The organism is Brenneria goodwinii, assembly GCF_002291445.1.
GTDB lineage: Bacteria > Pseudomonadota > Gammaproteobacteria > Enterobacterales > Enterobacteriaceae > Brenneria > Brenneria goodwinii.
Map to the genome: position 1 here is coordinate 2,809,645 of NZ_CP014137.1, position 16,285 is coordinate 2,825,929.

General features: G+C 54.2%; 15 protein-coding genes. 9 read left to right on the top strand and 6 right to left on the bottom strand.

Translation table 11 applies throughout. The features are described from left to right. Positions 1-20: 20 nt before the first annotated feature. A complete protein-coding gene (gene arsC, locus ACN28R_RS12620) occupies positions 21-377 on the top strand; it encodes an arsenate reductase (glutaredoxin) (protein ID WP_048635719.1) in 357 nt (118 codons plus the stop codon). A gap of 18 nt (positions 378-395) precedes the next feature. Here the strand turns inward: arsC and hda are convergent, their stop codons facing one another. From hda to upp, 3 genes are all read right to left on the bottom strand, one after another. Further along, positions 396-1,112, bottom strand: coding sequence for a DnaA inactivator Hda (gene hda, locus ACN28R_RS12625; RefSeq protein WP_048635720.1), 717 nt, complete (start codon positions 1,110-1,112; stop codon positions 396-398). Positions 1,113-1,183: 71 nt separating this feature from the next. Then, the gene (gene uraA, locus ACN28R_RS12630; RefSeq protein WP_048635721.1) at positions 1,184-2,476 is read right to left on the bottom strand and encodes a uracil permease; all 1,293 of its coding nucleotides are present in this window, start codon (positions 2,474-2,476) and stop codon (positions 1,184-1,186) included. A 217-nt stretch (positions 2,477-2,693) separates the two neighbouring features. Next, positions 2,694-3,320, bottom strand: a complete 627-nt coding sequence (upp, locus tag ACN28R_RS12635; RefSeq protein ID WP_048635722.1) for a uracil phosphoribosyltransferase — start codon at positions 3,318-3,320, stop codon at positions 2,694-2,696. 389 nt (positions 3,321-3,709) lie between these two features. On the opposite strand from upp, the gene purM reads away from it, so the two are divergent. The 4 genes from purM to ACN28R_RS12655 all read left to right on the top strand — a co-directional run bounded on the left by purM (position 3,710) and on the right by ACN28R_RS12655 (position 8,962). Further along, positions 3,710-4,747: a phosphoribosylformylglycinamidine cyclo-ligase gene (gene purM, locus ACN28R_RS12640; protein ID WP_048635723.1), complete on the top strand. Its 1,038-nt coding sequence runs from the start codon at positions 3,710-3,712 to the stop codon at positions 4,745-4,747. Continuing rightward, positions 4,747-5,385 (top strand): phosphoribosylglycinamide formyltransferase, encoded by a 639-nt coding sequence (purN, locus tag ACN28R_RS12645; protein WP_048635724.1) that lies wholly within the window; start codon positions 4,747-4,749, stop codon positions 5,383-5,385. The genes purM and purN overlap by 1 nt, the downstream gene beginning before the upstream one ends. A 348-nt stretch (positions 5,386-5,733) precedes the next feature. Then, a complete protein-coding gene (locus ACN28R_RS12650; RefSeq protein WP_048635725.1) occupies positions 5,734-6,840 on the top strand; it encodes an ABC transporter substrate-binding protein in 1,107 nt (368 codons plus the stop codon). Continuing rightward, complete coding sequence (locus ACN28R_RS12655) at positions 6,833-8,962, top strand: TonB-dependent siderophore receptor (protein ID WP_095834586.1); 2,130 nt, start codon at positions 6,833-6,835, stop codon at positions 8,960-8,962. Before ACN28R_RS12650 ends, ACN28R_RS12655 begins: the two co-directional genes overlap by 8 nt. Before the next feature lie 75 nt (positions 8,963-9,037). Here the strand turns inward: ACN28R_RS12655 and ACN28R_RS12660 are convergent, their stop codons facing one another. After that, positions 9,038-9,466 (bottom strand): hypothetical protein, encoded by a 429-nt coding sequence (locus ACN28R_RS12660; RefSeq protein ID WP_048635727.1) that lies wholly within the window; start codon positions 9,464-9,466, stop codon positions 9,038-9,040. 586 nt (positions 9,467-10,052) lie between these two features. Between ACN28R_RS12660 and speG the strand changes: the two genes are divergently transcribed. Beyond that, positions 10,053-10,628, top strand: coding sequence for a spermidine N1-acetyltransferase (speG, locus tag ACN28R_RS12665; RefSeq protein ID WP_095834587.1), 576 nt, complete (start codon positions 10,053-10,055; stop codon positions 10,626-10,628). Between the two features lie 137 nt (positions 10,629-10,765). Here the strand turns inward: speG and ybbP are convergent, their stop codons facing one another. Continuing rightward, on the bottom strand, positions 10,766-13,195 hold the full coding sequence (gene ybbP, locus ACN28R_RS12670; protein ID WP_095834588.1) for a putative ABC transporter permease subunit YbbP: 2,430 nt from the start codon (positions 13,193-13,195) through the stop codon (positions 10,766-10,768). Beyond that, positions 13,192-13,923, bottom strand: a complete 732-nt coding sequence (gene ybbA, locus ACN28R_RS12675; RefSeq protein WP_048635730.1) for a putative ABC transporter ATP-binding protein YbbA — start codon at positions 13,921-13,923, stop codon at positions 13,192-13,194. Before ybbA ends, ybbP begins: the two co-directional genes overlap by 4 nt. Here ybbA and tesA point away from each other — a divergent pair. From tesA to ACN28R_RS12690, 3 genes are all read left to right on the top strand, one after another. Continuing rightward, positions 13,849-14,529, top strand: coding sequence for a multifunctional acyl-CoA thioesterase I/protease I/lysophospholipase L1 (tesA, locus tag ACN28R_RS12680; protein WP_197089013.1), 681 nt, complete (start codon positions 13,849-13,851; stop codon positions 14,527-14,529). The genes ybbA and tesA overlap by 75 nt on opposite strands. A 28-nt stretch (positions 14,530-14,557) precedes the next feature. Beyond that, positions 14,558-15,334, top strand: a complete 777-nt coding sequence (locus ACN28R_RS12685) for an SDR family oxidoreductase (RefSeq protein ID WP_048635731.1) — start codon at positions 14,558-14,560, stop codon at positions 15,332-15,334. 61 nt (positions 15,335-15,395) lie between these two features. Continuing rightward, on the top strand, positions 15,396-16,256 hold the full coding sequence (locus tag ACN28R_RS12690) for a co-chaperone YbbN (protein WP_095834589.1): 861 nt from the start codon (positions 15,396-15,398) through the stop codon (positions 16,254-16,256). Positions 16,257-16,285 lie beyond the last annotated feature (29 nt).

Below are 16,285 nucleotides of genomic sequence, written 5' to 3' on the forward strand. Positions count from 1 at the left end.
TGGAATAAAGGAAGCCCCTGATGACCAAGAATGTCACGATTTACCACAATCCGCGCTGTTCAAAAAGCCGGGAAACATTGGCGCTGCTGAAACAGCACGGCGTTACGCCCCAGGTGGTGCTGTATCTGGAAACGCCGCCCGATGCCGATACCCTGACCCGCTTGATTCATCAGCTAGGGCTGAGCAGCGCGCGCGATCTGATGCGCCGCAAGGAAGAGATTTACCGAGAGCTCAATCTGGCGGATGAAACACTGACCGAGGCGCAGCTTATTCAGGCGATGGTCGACCATCCCAAATTGATTGAACGCCCCATCGTGGTGGCCGGTCAACAGGCGCGTATCGGCCGTCCGCCGGAACAGGTGTTGCAGATTCTGTAACAGGGCAAGCGCCTGCGACTACAGCCCGAGGATCTCTTTTACGAAGGGAATGGTCAGCTTGCGCTGGGCGGTGATGGAGGCGTGATCGAGCTGATCCAGCGTCATGAATAGGGTACGCATTTCACGATCCAGACGTTTGAGCAGAAAACGGCTGACGTCCTCCGGTAATTCGAACCCGCGCAGTTTCGCCCGCAGTTGCAATGCCTCGCCCTTTTCTTCATCCGACAACGGCTGAAGTTTATAAATCTGCCCCCAGTCCAGCCGGGAAGAGAGATCGGGCAAACGCAGATTGAGCTGACGGGGAGGACGATCGCCGGTGATCAGCAAACGGGTGCGTCCGGTTTCCTGAATGCGGTTATACAGATTAAACATCGCCATTTCCCAGGCTTCGTCACCCGCGATGGATTCAATGTTATCAATACACACCAGCGCCAGTTGCTCCATACCATCCAGCACTTCCGGGACGAAATAGGCGCGTTTATCGAGCGGGACATAACCGACCGCCTGACCATGATGGGATAAATCAGCGCATGCCGCATGTAGCAGGTGACTACGCCCGCCCCCTTCCCGCGACCAGAAGTAAATATAGCTTCCGTGTTCCTGACGCAGAGCCGCGGTAATAGCGGCGAGAAGCGATGCGTTTTCTCCCGGATAGAAACTGGAAAACGTTTCGTCATCCGGTAAATAAAGTGGCAATGAAAGCTGTGCCGGCGTGTTCAGAATAACCTCAAGCAAGACAGGCAGGGAAACGGATTGAGTCTATCACAGAAACCGGGCTCTGTTGAGCCCGTTGCCAATAGCCGGCCTCAGCGCCGGGCGGACTCTTCTGTCTCGGGCGCATCAAGAATCACTTCTTCAGCGCGGAACAGGCTAATCACCTTAAACAGCAGGCTCATGCCGATCCCCACCACCGTCGCCAGCGCCATCCCTTTCAGTTCGGCCGCGCCCAGATGCACCTTCGCGCCGCTGACGCCAATAATCAGGATAACGGAGGTCAAAATCAGGTTTTGCGCCTTGTTGTAATCCACTTTGGACTCAATCAGAACACGGATGCCGGACGCGCCAATCACCCCATACAGCAACAGCGATACGCCGCCCATAACCGGAACCGGAATGGCCTGAATAGCGGCCGCCAGCTTACCGACGCAGGACAACAGAATGGCGAGGACCGCCGCGCCGCCGATCACCCAGGTGCTGTATACCTTGGTAATCGCCAGTACGCCGATATTTTCACCGTAGGTGGTGTTCGGTGTGGAGCCGAAGAAACCCGACAGCATGGTGGAAACACCGTTGGCGAACAGGGAACGATGCAGCCCCGGATCACGCATCAAATCTTTCTTTACGATATTAGCGGTAACGACCAGATGCCCGACATGTTCGGCGATCACCACCAGCACCGCCGGCAGAATGGTCAGAATGGCGAACCATTCAAAACGCGGGGTATAAAATGTCGGCAACGCAAACCAGTGCGCCTGCGCGATAGGCGTCAGATCCACGGCGCCCATGGCGAATGACAGCGCATAACCGGCCAAAACCCCGATAAGAATCGGGATAATCGCCAGAAAGCCACGAAATAGCACCGAGCCCAAAATCGTTACCGCCAGCGTCACCAGTGAAATCGTCACCGCCGACGTATCGACAGAGGCGCCGTCGGCAGGCAGCAAACCGGCCATCCCCGCCGCCACGCCGGCCAGTTCCAGGCCGATAACGGCAACAATCGCCCCCATCGCCGCGGGCGGGAATATCACGTCCAGCCATCCCGTTCCCGCTTTCTTGACGATCAGCGCCACCAGACAGAACAGGAAGCCGCAGACAATAAATCCGCCCAGCGCCACCTCGTACCCCAGAGGCAACAGCAGCAACACCGGCGAAATAAACGCAAAACTGGATCCCAGATAGGCAGGGATCTTGCCTTTACAGATAAATAAATAGAGCAAAGTGCCAATGCCGTTGAATAACAACACGGTAGCCGGGTTAATTTTGAACAGAATAGGGACCAGCACGGTGGCGCCGAACATCGCAAACAGATGTTGGAAACTCAGCGGAATGGTTTGCAGCAAGGGGGGACGTTCACTTACCCCGATGGCGCGACGAGTCATCTTTGTATCCTCGGTAAAATGGCTATTTATCGTGTGCGGCATGATGTCCGCACCTGTTATTACAGCCGCACCCAACTCGCCCAAAGCGCATATTTCAGGCAGGAAGATGCTGTTATGGCTGTGGACCGCCGCCGAAAACGCCGCAAGCGGCGGCCCCAAGAGTGGCGGGCAGGAATGGCCGCCATAAAAAAGCCGACTGATTAAGCCGGCTTACCTGTTATTTAGTACCAAATATTTTATCGCCCGCGTCGCCCAGGCCCGGCATGATATAGCCATGCTCATTAAGACCTTTATCAATCGCCGCGGTGTAGAGCTCGATATCCGGATGCGCTTTCTCCAGCGCGGCAATCCCTTCCGGCGCGGCAACCAGGACCAACACCTTGATGCTCTGACAGCCTGCTTTTTTCAGCAGATCGATAGTGGCGATCATCGAGCCGCCGGTTGCCAGCATCGGGTCAACCACCAGCGCCATACGTTCATTAATATTAGAAACGAGCTTTTGGAAATACGGCACCGGCTCCAGCGTTTCTTCGTTACGATAGATGCCAACCACGCTGATACGGGCGCTGGGAACATTTTCCAGCACGCCTTCCATCATCCCTAATCCCGCGCGCAGAATAGGCACAACGGTAATTTTTTTGCCTTTGATTTGATCGACTTCAACCGGACCGCACCAGCCTTCAATGGTGACTTTCTCCGTCTCTAAACCGGCGGTTGCCTCATAGGTCAATAAACTTCCCACTTCGGAAGCCAGCTCACGAAAACGCTTGGTACTAATATCGTTCTCACGCATCAGACCAAGTTTATGTTTGACGAGCGGGTGTTTCACCTCGACGATCTTCATCAGTATTCTCCCTAGACAGTGGACGGTCAAAAAAACGCCTGGCGCGTTTTTAAACTCCGCTTGCGGAGGCTCGCAGGGCAGCCGGCGGGGTAGCCTGCCGTAAAAACACCACGAGCGTTTTTAACGTCACAACGTGACGGCCCGCAGGGCGGCGGCTGGACGCTAGCCATAAAAAAATCGCCGGATTATACCGCTTTTTTGAACGAGTAACATACGGTTAAGCCTGATCCAGATCAACCGATAAGGGAAATTGCGCGGGATAAGGAAAAATGGAAACCCGGTGACTCATCGCTCGCAAACGTTTGCTCGCGCTGTTAGAATTAGCGCGCTCCATTTTTTAACCGACACTGTTTTTAACCACAAATTGTAACCTCCGTGGGGACTCCGTAGTGACCGACAAAACCTCTCTCAGCTATAAAGACGCAGGCGTGGATATTGATGCGGGTAATGCATTGGTAGACCGTATCAAAGGTGTAGTGAAACAAACCCGCCGCCCTGAAGTTATGGGTGGTCTGGGTGGTTTCGGCGCCTTATGCGCCTTACCGCAAAAATACCGTGAACCCATTCTGGTTTCCGGCACTGACGGAGTCGGCACCAAGCTGCGTCTGGCTATGGATCTCAAACGGCATGACACCATTGGCATCGATCTGGTCGCCATGTGCGTCAACGATCTGGTCGTGCAAGGGGCCGAACCCTTATTCTTCCTGGATTACTACGCCACCGGAAAACTGGATGTTGATACGGCCGCCAGCGTAATCGCAGGCATCGCCGAAGGCTGTAAACAATCAGGCTGCGCGCTGGTTGGCGGCGAAACGGCGGAAATGCCGGGCATGTATCACGGCGAAGATTATGACGTTGCCGGCTTCTGCGTCGGCGTGGTTGAAAAATCTGAAATCATCGACGGCAGTAAGGTACAGGCGGGCGACGTGCTGGTTGCCCTGGCCGCCAGCGGCCCGCACTCAAACGGCTATTCGCTGGTGCGCAAAATTCTGGAAGTCAGCAAGACCGATCCGGCTCAGGTCGCACTGGAAGGCAAGCCGTTGGCCGACCATCTGCTGGCGCCGACAAAAATCTACGTTAAATCGATTCTGTCGCTGATTGAAAAAATTGACGTGCACGCTATTTGCCATCTGACGGGCGGCGGCTTCTGGGAAAACATTCCGCGCGTACTGCCGGAAGGCATGCAGGCAACGATTGATGAATCAAGCTGGCAGTGGCCGGCGGTATTCAACTGGCTGCAACAGGCGGGCAACGTCAGCCGGCGCGAAATGTATCGCACATTCAACTGCGGCGTTGGTATGATTGTCGCACTGCCAGCCGAACAGGCAGACGAAGCCATCGCATTGTTAAACAGCAGTGGCGAAACCGCATGGAAAATCGGCGTGATTAACCAAACTGACGCCGGAGACGCAGTGGTCATTAGCTAATGAAAAACTTTGTTATCCTGATATCGGGTCAAGGAAGCAACTTGCAGGCATTGATAGACGCCTGCAAGCGCGGCCGTATTAACGGTGAGATAGCAGCGGTCTTTAGCAACAATCCTGAAGCCTACGGTTTACAGCGCGCGCAAGAGGCGGAGATACCGGCCCATGTCATTAACCCGGAGGATTTCGCCGACCGCGCCGCTTATGATGCGGCGCTGGCGCAGGAAATCGAACAGTATGAACCGGCGCTCATTGTTCTGGCGGGATATATGCGAATTCTCAGCCCTGAGTTTGTGGCGCAGTTCTCCGGTAAGATGCTCAATATCCACCCGTCCCTGTTGCCCAAATACCCTGGATTGCACACCCATAGCCAGGCATTGAGCAACGGCGACGGCGTGCATGGCACATCCGTACATTTTGTGACGGACGAACTGGATGGCGGCCCGTTGATCCTGCAGGCCAAAGTACCGGTATTCACCAATGACACCGAAGAAAGCCTGAAACAACGCGTTCATGTACAAGAGCACACCATTTATCCCCTGGTGGTCAGTTGGTTCCTTTCCGGCCGCTTAAAAATGCGGGAAAATGAAGCCTGGCTGGATGGCGTGCGTATTCCTCCTCAAGGATATGCCGCAGAATAACCTTCATTCGTATTCACGATAACCATCCCGGATTGTGATGACGACATCCGGGATATGCATAACATCGCTGACAACCTTGAGCAATATCACCCGCTATCAACAACCCCTCTGAATCCGTTCCGATAACCCTGCCGCTTCAACTAATAACAGCGTTGCCGTACCGACTTCGATTTTAGCGAGATACGCCACTTCCCGTCGGTTTTTACTTTAATTATTTATTTAATTACCAGTAAATTTAAGATCTATAACGGTATCCGGCGCCAGGGTAAATAATCCTCACTCATCTTCGGTTGAAAACAAGAATAACAATGATTATCTTTTGCTATCGTTTTTCTTGCAGAATTAGTCATGCGTATTCTCATATCCGTTGTTTTATTACTTCTTAGCCCGTTCTCTTTGGCCAAAAGCGTTACTGATATTCTCGGCCGACAGGTAGAAATCCCAGACCATCCACAACGAATTGTCCTTGGCGAAAGCCGTATGCTCTATACGCTGGCGCTGCTTGAACCGGGAAATCCGACAAGACATATCGTCGGCTGGCCGGGGGATATGGCGCGTTACGATGCGCAAAGCTGGCAACGCTATACAGAAAAATTTCCGTCAATCAGTCAAATTCCGCAATTAGGCAACGGCAATCTGCATAGCATGAATGCGGAAATGCTGCTGCCGTTAAAACCCGATTTGGTGATTATGCCGCGTCTGGCAAAAGGCTCCGCCGATGACGACCAACTGCAACAGACGCTGACCCGCGCCGGCGTGCCGGTGATCTATGTCGATTTACGCGTCGATTTGCTCCATAACACCTTACCCAGCATCCGGCTGCTGGGAGACGTGCTGAATCAGCCGCAGCGGGCCGCGGCGTTCAGCGAATTTTATCAGCAACATATGGAGGTGATTCGTCAACGCATCGCGCAATATCACGGCAAAAAAACCACGGTAATGCTGCACCTGCACCTTGGCCGCCGCGATACCTGCTGTACCACCGCCGTCGGCGGGAATCTGGGCGACCTGCTGACCTTTGCCGGCGGTGAAAATATTGCCGCCGGGACTATCAGCAGCGTGTATGGCGAACTCAGCCCCGAGCGGGTGCTGGCGGCCAATCCCGATGTTTATATCGCCACCGGCATGGCCGGACCGGAAGGAAAACGCTTTTCCAGCCTGATGCTCGGCCCGTTGGTCGATCCGCAGCAGGCGCGGGATAGCTTCAGCAAACTGATACATCAGGATCCCATTCTGTCTCATCTTCAGGCGGTAAAAAGCGGCCGGGCCTGGAGTATGTGGCACAACTTTTACCTCAGCCCTTACCACGTGGTGATGGTGGAGATGTTTGCCAAAGCGCTCTACCCCGATCTCTTCAGCGATATCGATCCGCAACTCACACTACAAAAACTTTACCAGAACTTCTTGCCTATTGATTTTTCAGGGACTTATTGGAGTCAACTTGCACATGAATAACAAAACACTACGTAACGGCTGGCCGTTGTTGGTCCTGCTGCCTTTCAGTATTCAGGCGGCGACCAACCCCCAGGAGGATACGCTGGAGGTTACGGCGACGGCGGGAACGACATCAGCCGAAGAAACCGGCTATCAACCGCATAAAACCGTTACCGGCACCCGTACCGAAAGCCGGTTGCTGGATGTACCGCAGGCGGTGAATGTGGTGCCTAACCAGGTGATTGAGGATCGGGCCGTACGTAATATTGATGAAGCGTTATATAACGTCAGCGGCATTACGCAAGCCAATACGCTCGGCGGCACTCAGGATGCGCTGATCAAACGCGGCTTTGGCGATAACCGCGACGGATCGCTCTTTCGCGACGGCGTCCGCTCGATTCAGGCGCGTAATTTTACCCCGACCAGCGAACGCGTCGAGGTGCTCAAAGGTCCGGCTTCAATGCTGTATGGCATGGGTGAACCCGGCGGCGTAATCAATATCATCAGTAAAAAACCGGAGTTAGAGCAAAAGACGCACATCGAAGGCTGGGGCAGCAGCTTCAAGGGCGGCGGCGGCCAATTAGACGTTACCGGACCGCTGGGCGCATCCGGTCTGGCTTACCGGATGATCGTCGACCACGATGAGACCGACTACTGGCGTAATTTTGGCCGCAACCGTCAAACCACCATTGCGCCATCCCTGATGTGGTACGGCGAAGACACCACGGTGCGCATCGCCTATGAACATATGGAATACCTGACGCCATTCGATCGCGGCACCGTGCTGGACACCAACACCGGCAAGCCGGTGAATACGCCGCGTAAACGGCGTTTCGATGAGCCTTACAACGCCACCCGCGGCGATCAGGACAGCATTACCATGCAGGTCGATCGCAACCTGACCGATCGCTGGAAAAGCAGTCTGACCTACACCTATAACCGCAACCGCTACAGCGATAACCAGGCGCGGGCGATGAGTTATGACGCCAATACCGGCAACCTATCCCGCAGAGCTGACTCTACCGGCTATGCCCATGCGCAGACCCAAGTTGTGCAGTTAACCCTGAACGGCGATGTGGACTGGGGGCAAATCAATCACCAACTGCTGTTTGGCTTTGACTACGAAGCCGATCGCACTTTCCGCGGCGATATGCTGCAAGGCTCCGCCAGCGATGTCTTCAATGTTTACAACCCGATCTACGGCAATTTAGCTGAATCCAGTTCGGTTATCGCCTCACAGAGCGATCAGCGGGAAAATATCGACAGCACAGGCTTCTTTATGCAGGATGCCATTCGCCTTAACGAGCGCTGGCAACTGCTGGGCGGTCTGCGCTACGACAGCTTTGACGTTATGTCAGGCAAGGGCCGGCCATTCAAGACCAATACGGACAGTTCATATAACCGCGTAGTGCCGCGCGCGGGCATTATTTACAGCCTGACGCCGTATTCATCACTCTATGCCAGCTATAGCGAGTCGTTTAAACCCAACTCCTCGATTGCCGATCAAATAGGCGCCCTTCCCCCAGAGATTGGTCAGTCTTACGAAATCGGCGCCAAACTGGATCTGCCCAACCGGATCACCGCCAACGTGGCGCTGTTTGATATCAAAAAGCGTAATGTAAAGATTGATGACACTATCTCTGTGAACGGAGTTAACGAAACGGTATATCGCACCGCCGGTAAAGTCCGCTCGCAGGGCATTGAACTGGATATGGCCGGGAAACTGACTGACTCGCTGAGTCTGATCGGCTCCTATGCCTATACCGATGCGCGCGTAACGGCCGATCCGGAAAACAACGGTAATGAACTGACCAATGCGGCGCGTCATACCGCTTCGCTGTTCCTGACGCAAGATTTCGGCGCTTTGGGACTGCATTCGGGTGATAATCTGCGCGCCGGCGCCGGCGCTCGTTACGTCGGTCGCCGTCCCGGCGATGCGGCAAACAGTTTCTATCTGGATGATTACACGGTAGCTGATGCCTTTGTGGCTTACAGCACGCCAATCAACGGCTACAAGGTGAAGTGGCAGTTAAATATCAAGAACCTGTTTGACAAAACCTATTATCCGTCCAGCGGCAACAACCTGCGTATCGCCGTGGGCGAACCGCGCCAGTTTGTACTGCGCGCCAGCGTAGATTTTTGATCAATTGGGGATAATAGAACAGCGGGAGAGCACTGCCTGACATAGATATTGTCAGGCAGCATCGTCATATCGCGCTTATTTAACGCTGACGATAGTACCTTTGTAACCACGAACAACAACGTGAATTTGTTTGAATACGCCGTAGCTTTTTGTCGTTACTTCATAACGAGGAGCAACGATTAAGTCAGCGCCGGCGGCTTTAACCGCATTGTAGGTTGCGGCAGATTTAACTGAAGCGGAGGAATCGGCAAAAGACAGCGAGCTGCCGGTACCATAGCTTACGCCATCAACGTAGTTGTCGCCTTCACCCCATTTGATGAAGCCCATCAGTACGTTAGCGGTAGCTTCACCCTGGATTTTTTCACCAACCTGGATATCCGCTTTTACCGTGGATTCAACGTTGCCAACCAGTGCGCTAGTCGGCTGGCTCGTATTATAAGAAGAACAGCCTGCCAACAGAGAAACAGCAAATGCTGCGGCGGCTAATTTTAATTTATTATTCATGACGTACATATCCTTACGAATTAATAATAGTGACAATGAGCCCGCGAATAAATTTGGGCCGCGCAATACTATTTTATTTTCACCTGAAAAACCAGCCTATTTTAATAGTTCCACTAATGGTAAAAATAAAAATCATTATCAATTAAAATTTCCCTGCCATAAAAAAACATGCGCCTCACCATTCATTTAATGCTAATTAAATCAATATCAACAAAACAAAAAATATTATAAAAATCAATTAAATAAAATATAATTTACACATTCACACAAAGAAGAAAAACAAAATAAAAACATCCCATTAAAAACCCAAAAATAAAAAATAATCGCCAACAACAAATAACACCAACAAATAATAATCACACTAACTATAAAAAACCATTCAGTTTTATCCTTTATAAAACCGTAAAAAGACAAAATGAAACAATATATAAACCCGCAAATATTACTTTTATAAAATATATCGACTGAACGTCATCGAGTTAATGGGTTGTTATTTGATTAAATAAAGTCCAAATAAAATGCTCATCATTGCGCCGTATTGTCATACAATCGACGAGAGCTAACTGCATGAAATGAGGATTAACTTATGCCTGAGACGAGTAATGTCGTTCGGCTGCGGCCGCTGGAGCGGGACGATCTGACCTTTGTTCATCAATTGGATAACAACGCCAGCGTTATGCGCTACTGGTTTGAAGAGCCTTACGAAGCCTTTGTTGAACTTAGCGACCTGTACGACAAGCACATTCACGATCAAAGTGAACGGCGCTTTATTATCGAGCACGACCGGATCAAAGTCGGCCTGGTCGAGCTGGTGGAGATTACCCACATCCACCGCCGGGCGGAGTTCCAGATCATTATCGATCCCGTTCATCAAGGGAAAGGCTATGCCAGCGCGGCGGCGAAACTGGCCATGGATTACGGCTTTTCAGTGTTGAATCTGTACAAGCTGTATCTGATTGTGGATAAGGAAAACAAGAAGGCGATACATCTTTACGCCAAGCTGGGATTTGAGGTAGAAGGCGAGTTGATTCACGAGTTTTTTATCAACGGCCAATACTGCAACGCCATCCGCATGTGTATTTTCCAGCACCAATATCTGGCAAAGCACAAAACGGTGACCGGCACAGGCGGCCCCGCGCCGGGCGCCGATATCACCTTGTGACGAGCAGCCGGTTTGCGCCAGCTGCCCGTTACCGGAGAGGCCTTCTCGCGAATAGCGGTCAATGACGAAGGAGAGGGTCTTGACGGCGGACGCTCAACACGGCATTTGCGCCGGCAGGCGGGAGCGGCTTTCACCGGCTACCCCGCGAATTGCCGGAATAACGCCTTGCCGCGCAGTAACCGAACGCCCAGCCAGCCGCCGCAGAGCGAGAGCAATAGCGCCGCGGACAGCGGCAATGCGACCCACATCGTCAGGTTCGGCTCCCACGAGAAGTTGAATACCCGGCTCTGCAACAGCCACAATGCCGCTTCAGCCCCGATCGCGGCGGCAATCCCCGCCACCAGCCCCAGCACGGCAAACTCACACCACAGCGTGGTACGCAGCAGGCGTAACCCGGCCCCCAGGGTGCGATAGACCATCAACTCCTGCCTGCGCTGGCGCATCCCCACCTGAATTTGCGCCAGCAACAGCAATATGCCGCAGAACAGGACCAGCACCACCATGATTTCCAACGCCCGACTCACCTGCTGCAATACCTGTCCGATCTGACGCAGCATACTGCCCACATCCAGCAGGCTCAGCGTTGGGAACTGACGATTCAACTGGGTAATCATCTTCTCATCGCCATGGTAACGGAAGCTGGTCAGCCAGGACTGCGGCTGGTTATCCAATGCCCCGGCGGGGAAAATAAAGAAGAAGTTCGGACGCAGACTCTCCCAGTCTACCTGCCGGAAGCTAGTGACTTTGGCGCTGAACGGCTGGGTATCGCCGGTAAAAGTCAGCGTATCGCCAATCTTGATGCCCATCTCTTTGGCTTCTTTCACCTCCATCGAGACTTCCCCCGCTTTGGGCGCCTGCCCCTCAACCAGCACATTATGGTCAGGGATGCCGTCCATCCAGGTCAGATTTAGTTCACGGTTTACCGTATTCCCCCCTGGATCGTCCTCATGAATAACTTCCGTCGCCACCTGCTGATTAATTTCCGTCAGGCGCGCCCGGATAATCGGATAAAACTGCTCCGGCCTGACCTGATGCTGTTCAAGAAATGTTGTCACCTGAGGAACCTGATCCGCCGTCATGTTCAGCAGGAAGTAATTAGGGCTTTCCGGCGGCAGTTGCTGCTGCCAGCGATCCAGCAAATCCCCGCGCATCACCAACAGCAAAGCCAGCAGCATGAATGACAATGAAAACGCCGCCAGTTGGCTAATCGTTGACCATGGCTGGCGCAGTAGCCGGTTGATGGCCAAACGCAAGGCCAGCCGTTTAACCGTTAAACGCCGCAGCAATAGCAGCCCGCCCCAGCCAATAATGCCTAACAATAATGACAGTACCGCCATGCCTCCCAGCAGCGACCACAGCAGTGAACTGCCGCCGGACAGCACCGCAAGCAGCCCCACCACGATCGCCAACACCACCGGCAGGTAATAACGCAGCGGCCAGACATTCGCCACCACATCCTGCCGCAACACGCGCAGCGGCTGCGTCGCCAGCAGCAAACGATAAGGACGCAGGCCGACCAGTAACGAAATCAGCACGAGCGAACCCAGCGCCCATACCCACGGCCATAGCCCTGACGCCGGCAGCGCCGCGGGTAAAACCGGGGCCAGCATCCTCATCAGTATCGCTTCAAAGCCCAGCCCGACAAGCCCGCCGCACAGGGCCGCCAGCGCCAGCACCGACAGCCATTGCCCCACGATCAGCCGTTGCAGAGCCCGTCGCCCGGCCCCCAGCGTTTTCAGTACCGCGACCAAATCATAGCGGCTACGGCAATAGTGCCCCATGGAAACGGCGACCGCGGCGATGGACAACAGCAGCGTCAGCAACGCCGACAGCAACAGGAATTGCTGCGAGCGCTTCAACGATTGGCTCAACGCGCCTTCCGAATCCTCCATGCCATACCAACGCTGATCGGGTTTCAGCTTCGGCTTGATGAAATCACTGAACTGGCTGATTTGTTGTTCATTACCGGCGAACATATAGCGCCAGGTAATACGCCCGCCGGGCTGTATTGCTCCGGTTTTTTCCACATCCACCAGATTCATCAAAATACGCGGCGCCGTTTCAAACGGGTTAAAGCCGGAGTCCGGTTCTTGAATCAGTTCGCCGCTAATACGCAGGGACGTATCCCCGACATCCAGCATATCGCCAACGTTTAGCCCCAGCAGCGCCAACAGGCGCGGGGCGACCAGCACGGTGCCTTCCTCCGCCCGCAGCCCGGCCGGGTTGGTCTGTAGCTCGCCATATAACGGATAGCGTTGGTCGGTCGCTTTTACCCTTGCCAGTTGCGGCGTATCGCCGGCGAAGGTCATGGTCATAAATGAAACCTGCCGGCTCAGGGTCAATCCCTGCTGCTGCGCCGTTTGCAGCCAGGCTTCATCCACCGGACGCGATGCGCGCAGCACCCGATCGCCCGCCAGAAAATCACGGCTTTGCTGACTCAGCCCCTTTTCCATCCGGTCGCTGATATTCCCCAGCGCCAGAACGCAGGCCACGGCCAGCGTTAATGCCAGCCAGACAATCAATAATGAAGGAGAGCGCCATTCGCGCCAGAACCACCGCCAAATCATGCTTCTTCCCTCAACTTGCCATCGACCAGGCGCAAACGCCGCTCACAGCGCGCCGCCAATTGTTCATCATGGGTAACCAGAATCAGCGTCGTGGCGTAATCGCGGTTAAGGGAAAACAGCAGATCGACAATGCGTTCACCGGTTTTACGATCCAGATTGCCGGTTGGCTCATCGGCAAACAGCACTTTGGGACGTCCGCTGAAAGCGCGCGCCAGCGCCACCCGCTGCTGCTCGCCGCCGGAAAGTTGAGCGGGAAGATGATGTAAACGTTCGCCCAGCCCAAGCTGTTGCAACAGCTGCTCCGCCTGCTTACGGCTATGGCTATCGCTTTCTCCCCGCAGTAAGGCCGGCAGTTGGACGTTCTCCAGCGCATTCAGCGTCGGCACCAGCATAAACGCCTGAAAAACAAAGCCCACATCCCTGGCGCGGAGTGCGGCCCTGCCCTCTTCATCCAGTCCGCTTAACGATTCCCCCATCAGACTAACGTCACCTTCGCTGCCGTCATCCAGACCGGCAAGAATGCCCAGCAGCGTTGATTTACCTGACCCAGACTCGCCAATAAGCGCAATTGTCTGCGCGGGTTTGACAATCAGCTCAACTCCGGTAAGGATGGAAAGCCGATGTTCCCCTTGACCAACGTGTTTACTAAGATGATGAACTTCAAGAATGTTTTCCGCAGGCCCGGTTTCGACAGGCATAACACTCGCTGGACTGGTCTTTGCAAACATATTTTCATCCTTTTACTTCTGGGATTATTCAGTGTACGCGCTTTCGCCGCGGATACTTTATTGATACTGGGCGATAGCCTCAGCGCGGGCTATCGAATGCCGGCGGCCAACGCCTGGCCTGCTCTGCTGAATCAGAAATGGCAGACGCCGCCGAACAACATAAACGTCATTAACGCCAGCATCAGCGGCGATACCGCCGCCCAGGGACTGGCCCGCCTTCCCGAGTTATTGAAACAGCATCAGCCGCGCTGGGTCTTGATCGAACTTGGCGGCAACGATGGGTTACGCGGCTTTCCGCCGCAAAACATCGAACAGGATTTAACCCAGATTATTACGCAAGTTAAACAGGCGCAGGCGCAACCGCTACTGATGCAGATTCGTCTGCCGACCAATTATGGCCGCCGCTACACCGAGTCATTCAGCAACATCTACCCACGACTGGCGCAACAGTTTGCCATTCCTCTGGTGCCGTTCTTTATGGAGCAGGTGTATCTTAAACCGGAGTGGATTCTGGAGGATGGCATTCACCCCACCCGAGACGCCCAACCCTTTATTGCCGATTGGATGGCGCAACATCTGGAACCCTTAGTTAAGCATGAGTCTTGACAAATAGGCTCTTGAATTAGGTAAAGTTATGCAAAAAACGGTTCTTATTACCGGTTGTTCCAGCGGAGTGGGTCTCATCGCCGCGCAGGATCTGCACAAGCGCGGCTATCGTGTCCTGGCGGCCTGTCGCCGTCCTGATGACGTCAGTCGCATGGCTGCGTTGGGTTTGGAAGGGATCGAACTTAATCTGGATGACGCCGCCAGCGTTGAAAACGCCGCCGCTCAGGTTATCGCGCTAACCGGAAACCGCCTGTACGGCCTGTTCAACAACGCCGGATTCGGATTATATGGACCATTGAGCGGCATTTCGCGCCAGCAGTTGGAGCATCAGTTTTCCACTAACCTGTTTGGTACGCATCAGCTAACGCAGCTGTTACTGCCCGCCATGCTGCCGCACGGCGAAGGCCGAATTATTCAAACCAGTTCGGTGATGGGGCTGGTGTCCACGCCGGGACGGGGCGCTTATGCCGCCAGTAAATTCGCCCTTGAGGCCTGGTCGGATACGTTGCGCATGGAGCTGCACGGCAGCGGTCTGCATGTCAGCCTGATCGAACCCGGCCCGCTTTCGACCCGTTTCACCGAGAATGTCGATCAGGCCCGAACGGATAAACCGGTTACCAACCCCGGCATTGCCAAACGATTTACGCTGCCGCCGCAAGCCGTATTGCCAAAACTTCATCATGCACTGGAAAGTCCGCGCCCCAAACTCCGTTACCCGGTGACGCTGGTTGCACACAGTTTATCGTGGTTACGTCGGCTGCTGCCCGGACGCTGTCTGGATAATGTATTACGAACCCGTTCCTGATATTGGCTTGAAGCGGCGATTTTAGCCCCCACATTAGCCAAAACGGATGAGAGAGAACCTTATGTTAGAACAACAAGCCAATATTATTGATGTTAACGAATCCAACCTTCATCAGGTTCTGGAACAGTCCGCAACGCTTCCGGTATTGTTTTATTTCTGGTCGGCGCGTAGCCAGCACTGTCAGCAGTTGGAACCGGTGCTGAATAAACTGGCGCAGGAATATGCCGGTCAATTTATTCTGGCCCGGGTGGATTGCGATGCCGAACAGCGCGTCGCGGCGCAATTTGGCCTGCGCGCGATCCCGACGGTCTATCTGTTCCAAGACGGCCAACCGCTGGACGGTTTCCAAGGACCGCAGCCGGAAGAAGCCATTCGTGAACTGCTGCAGCGCGCATTACCGAAGGAAGAAGAACTCAAGGTCGCCGAAGCCCAGCAATTGATCCAGGAAGGAAAATTGCCGGAAGCGCTGGTGTTGCTAAAAGAGGCCTGGCAGCTCAGCCAGCAGAGCAGCGATATCGGTCTGATGCTGGCGGAAGTTCAGATTCAGCTAAACCGCAGCGAAGATGCCGAAGCCGTACTGGCGACCATTCCGCTACAGGATCAGGATACCCACTACCACAGTCTGGTGGCGCAGATTGAACTGCTGAAGCAGGCCGCGGATACCCCGGAAATTCAGCTGCTGCAAAAACAGTTGGACGCCGATCCGCAAAACGCTGAACTGGCCGTACAACTGGCGTTACAGATGCATCAGGTCGGCCGCAATGAGGAAGCGCTGGAACTGCTGATGGGCTTTCTGAAAAAAGATCTGGGCGCGGCGGAAGGCAACGCGCGCAAAACGCTGATGGATATCATGTCCGCACTCGGCACCGGCGACGCCCTCGCCGCCCGCTACCGCCGTCAGCTCTACTCGCTGTTGTATTAATGCCGGTCATCCCCGCTGATGCGGGGATA

Bases quoted from the DNA above. Each gene is read 5' to 3' on its own strand.
- arsC (WP_048635719.1), top strand. From the start codon at position 21: ATGACCAAGAATGTCACGATTTACCACAATCCGCGCTGTTCAAAAAGC.
- ybbP (WP_095834588.1), bottom strand. From the start codon at position 13,195: ATGATTTGGCGGTGGTTCTGGCGCGAATGGCGCTCTCCTTCATTATTG.
- purN (WP_048635724.1), top strand. From the start codon at position 4,747: ATGAAAAACTTTGTTATCCTGATATCGGGTCAAGGAAGCAACTTGCAG.
- ACN28R_RS12655 (WP_095834586.1), top strand. From the start codon at position 6,833: ATGAATAACAAAACACTACGTAACGGCTGGCCGTTGTTGGTCCTGCTG.
- ACN28R_RS12685 (WP_048635731.1), top strand. From the start codon at position 14,558: ATGCAAAAAACGGTTCTTATTACCGGTTGTTCCAGCGGAGTGGGTCTC.
- ACN28R_RS12650 (WP_048635725.1), top strand. From the start codon at position 5,734: ATGCGTATTCTCATATCCGTTGTTTTATTACTTCTTAGCCCGTTCTCT.
- ACN28R_RS12660 (WP_048635727.1), bottom strand. From the start codon at position 9,466: ATGAATAATAAATTAAAATTAGCCGCCGCAGCATTTGCTGTTTCTCTG.
- uraA (WP_048635721.1), bottom strand. From the start codon at position 2,476: ATGACTCGTCGCGCCATCGGGGTAAGTGAACGTCCCCCCTTGCTGCAA.
- tesA (WP_197089013.1), top strand. From the start codon at position 13,849: ATGAACTTCAAGAATGTTTTCCGCAGGCCCGGTTTCGACAGGCATAAC.
- upp (WP_048635722.1), bottom strand. From the start codon at position 3,320: ATGAAGATCGTCGAGGTGAAACACCCGCTCGTCAAACATAAACTTGGT.
- ybbA (WP_048635730.1), bottom strand. From the start codon at position 13,923: ATGTTTGCAAAGACCAGTCCAGCGAGTGTTATGCCTGTCGAAACCGGG.
- speG (WP_095834587.1), top strand. From the start codon at position 10,053: ATGCCTGAGACGAGTAATGTCGTTCGGCTGCGGCCGCTGGAGCGGGAC.
- ACN28R_RS12690 (WP_095834589.1), top strand. From the start codon at position 15,396: ATGTTAGAACAACAAGCCAATATTATTGATGTTAACGAATCCAACCTT.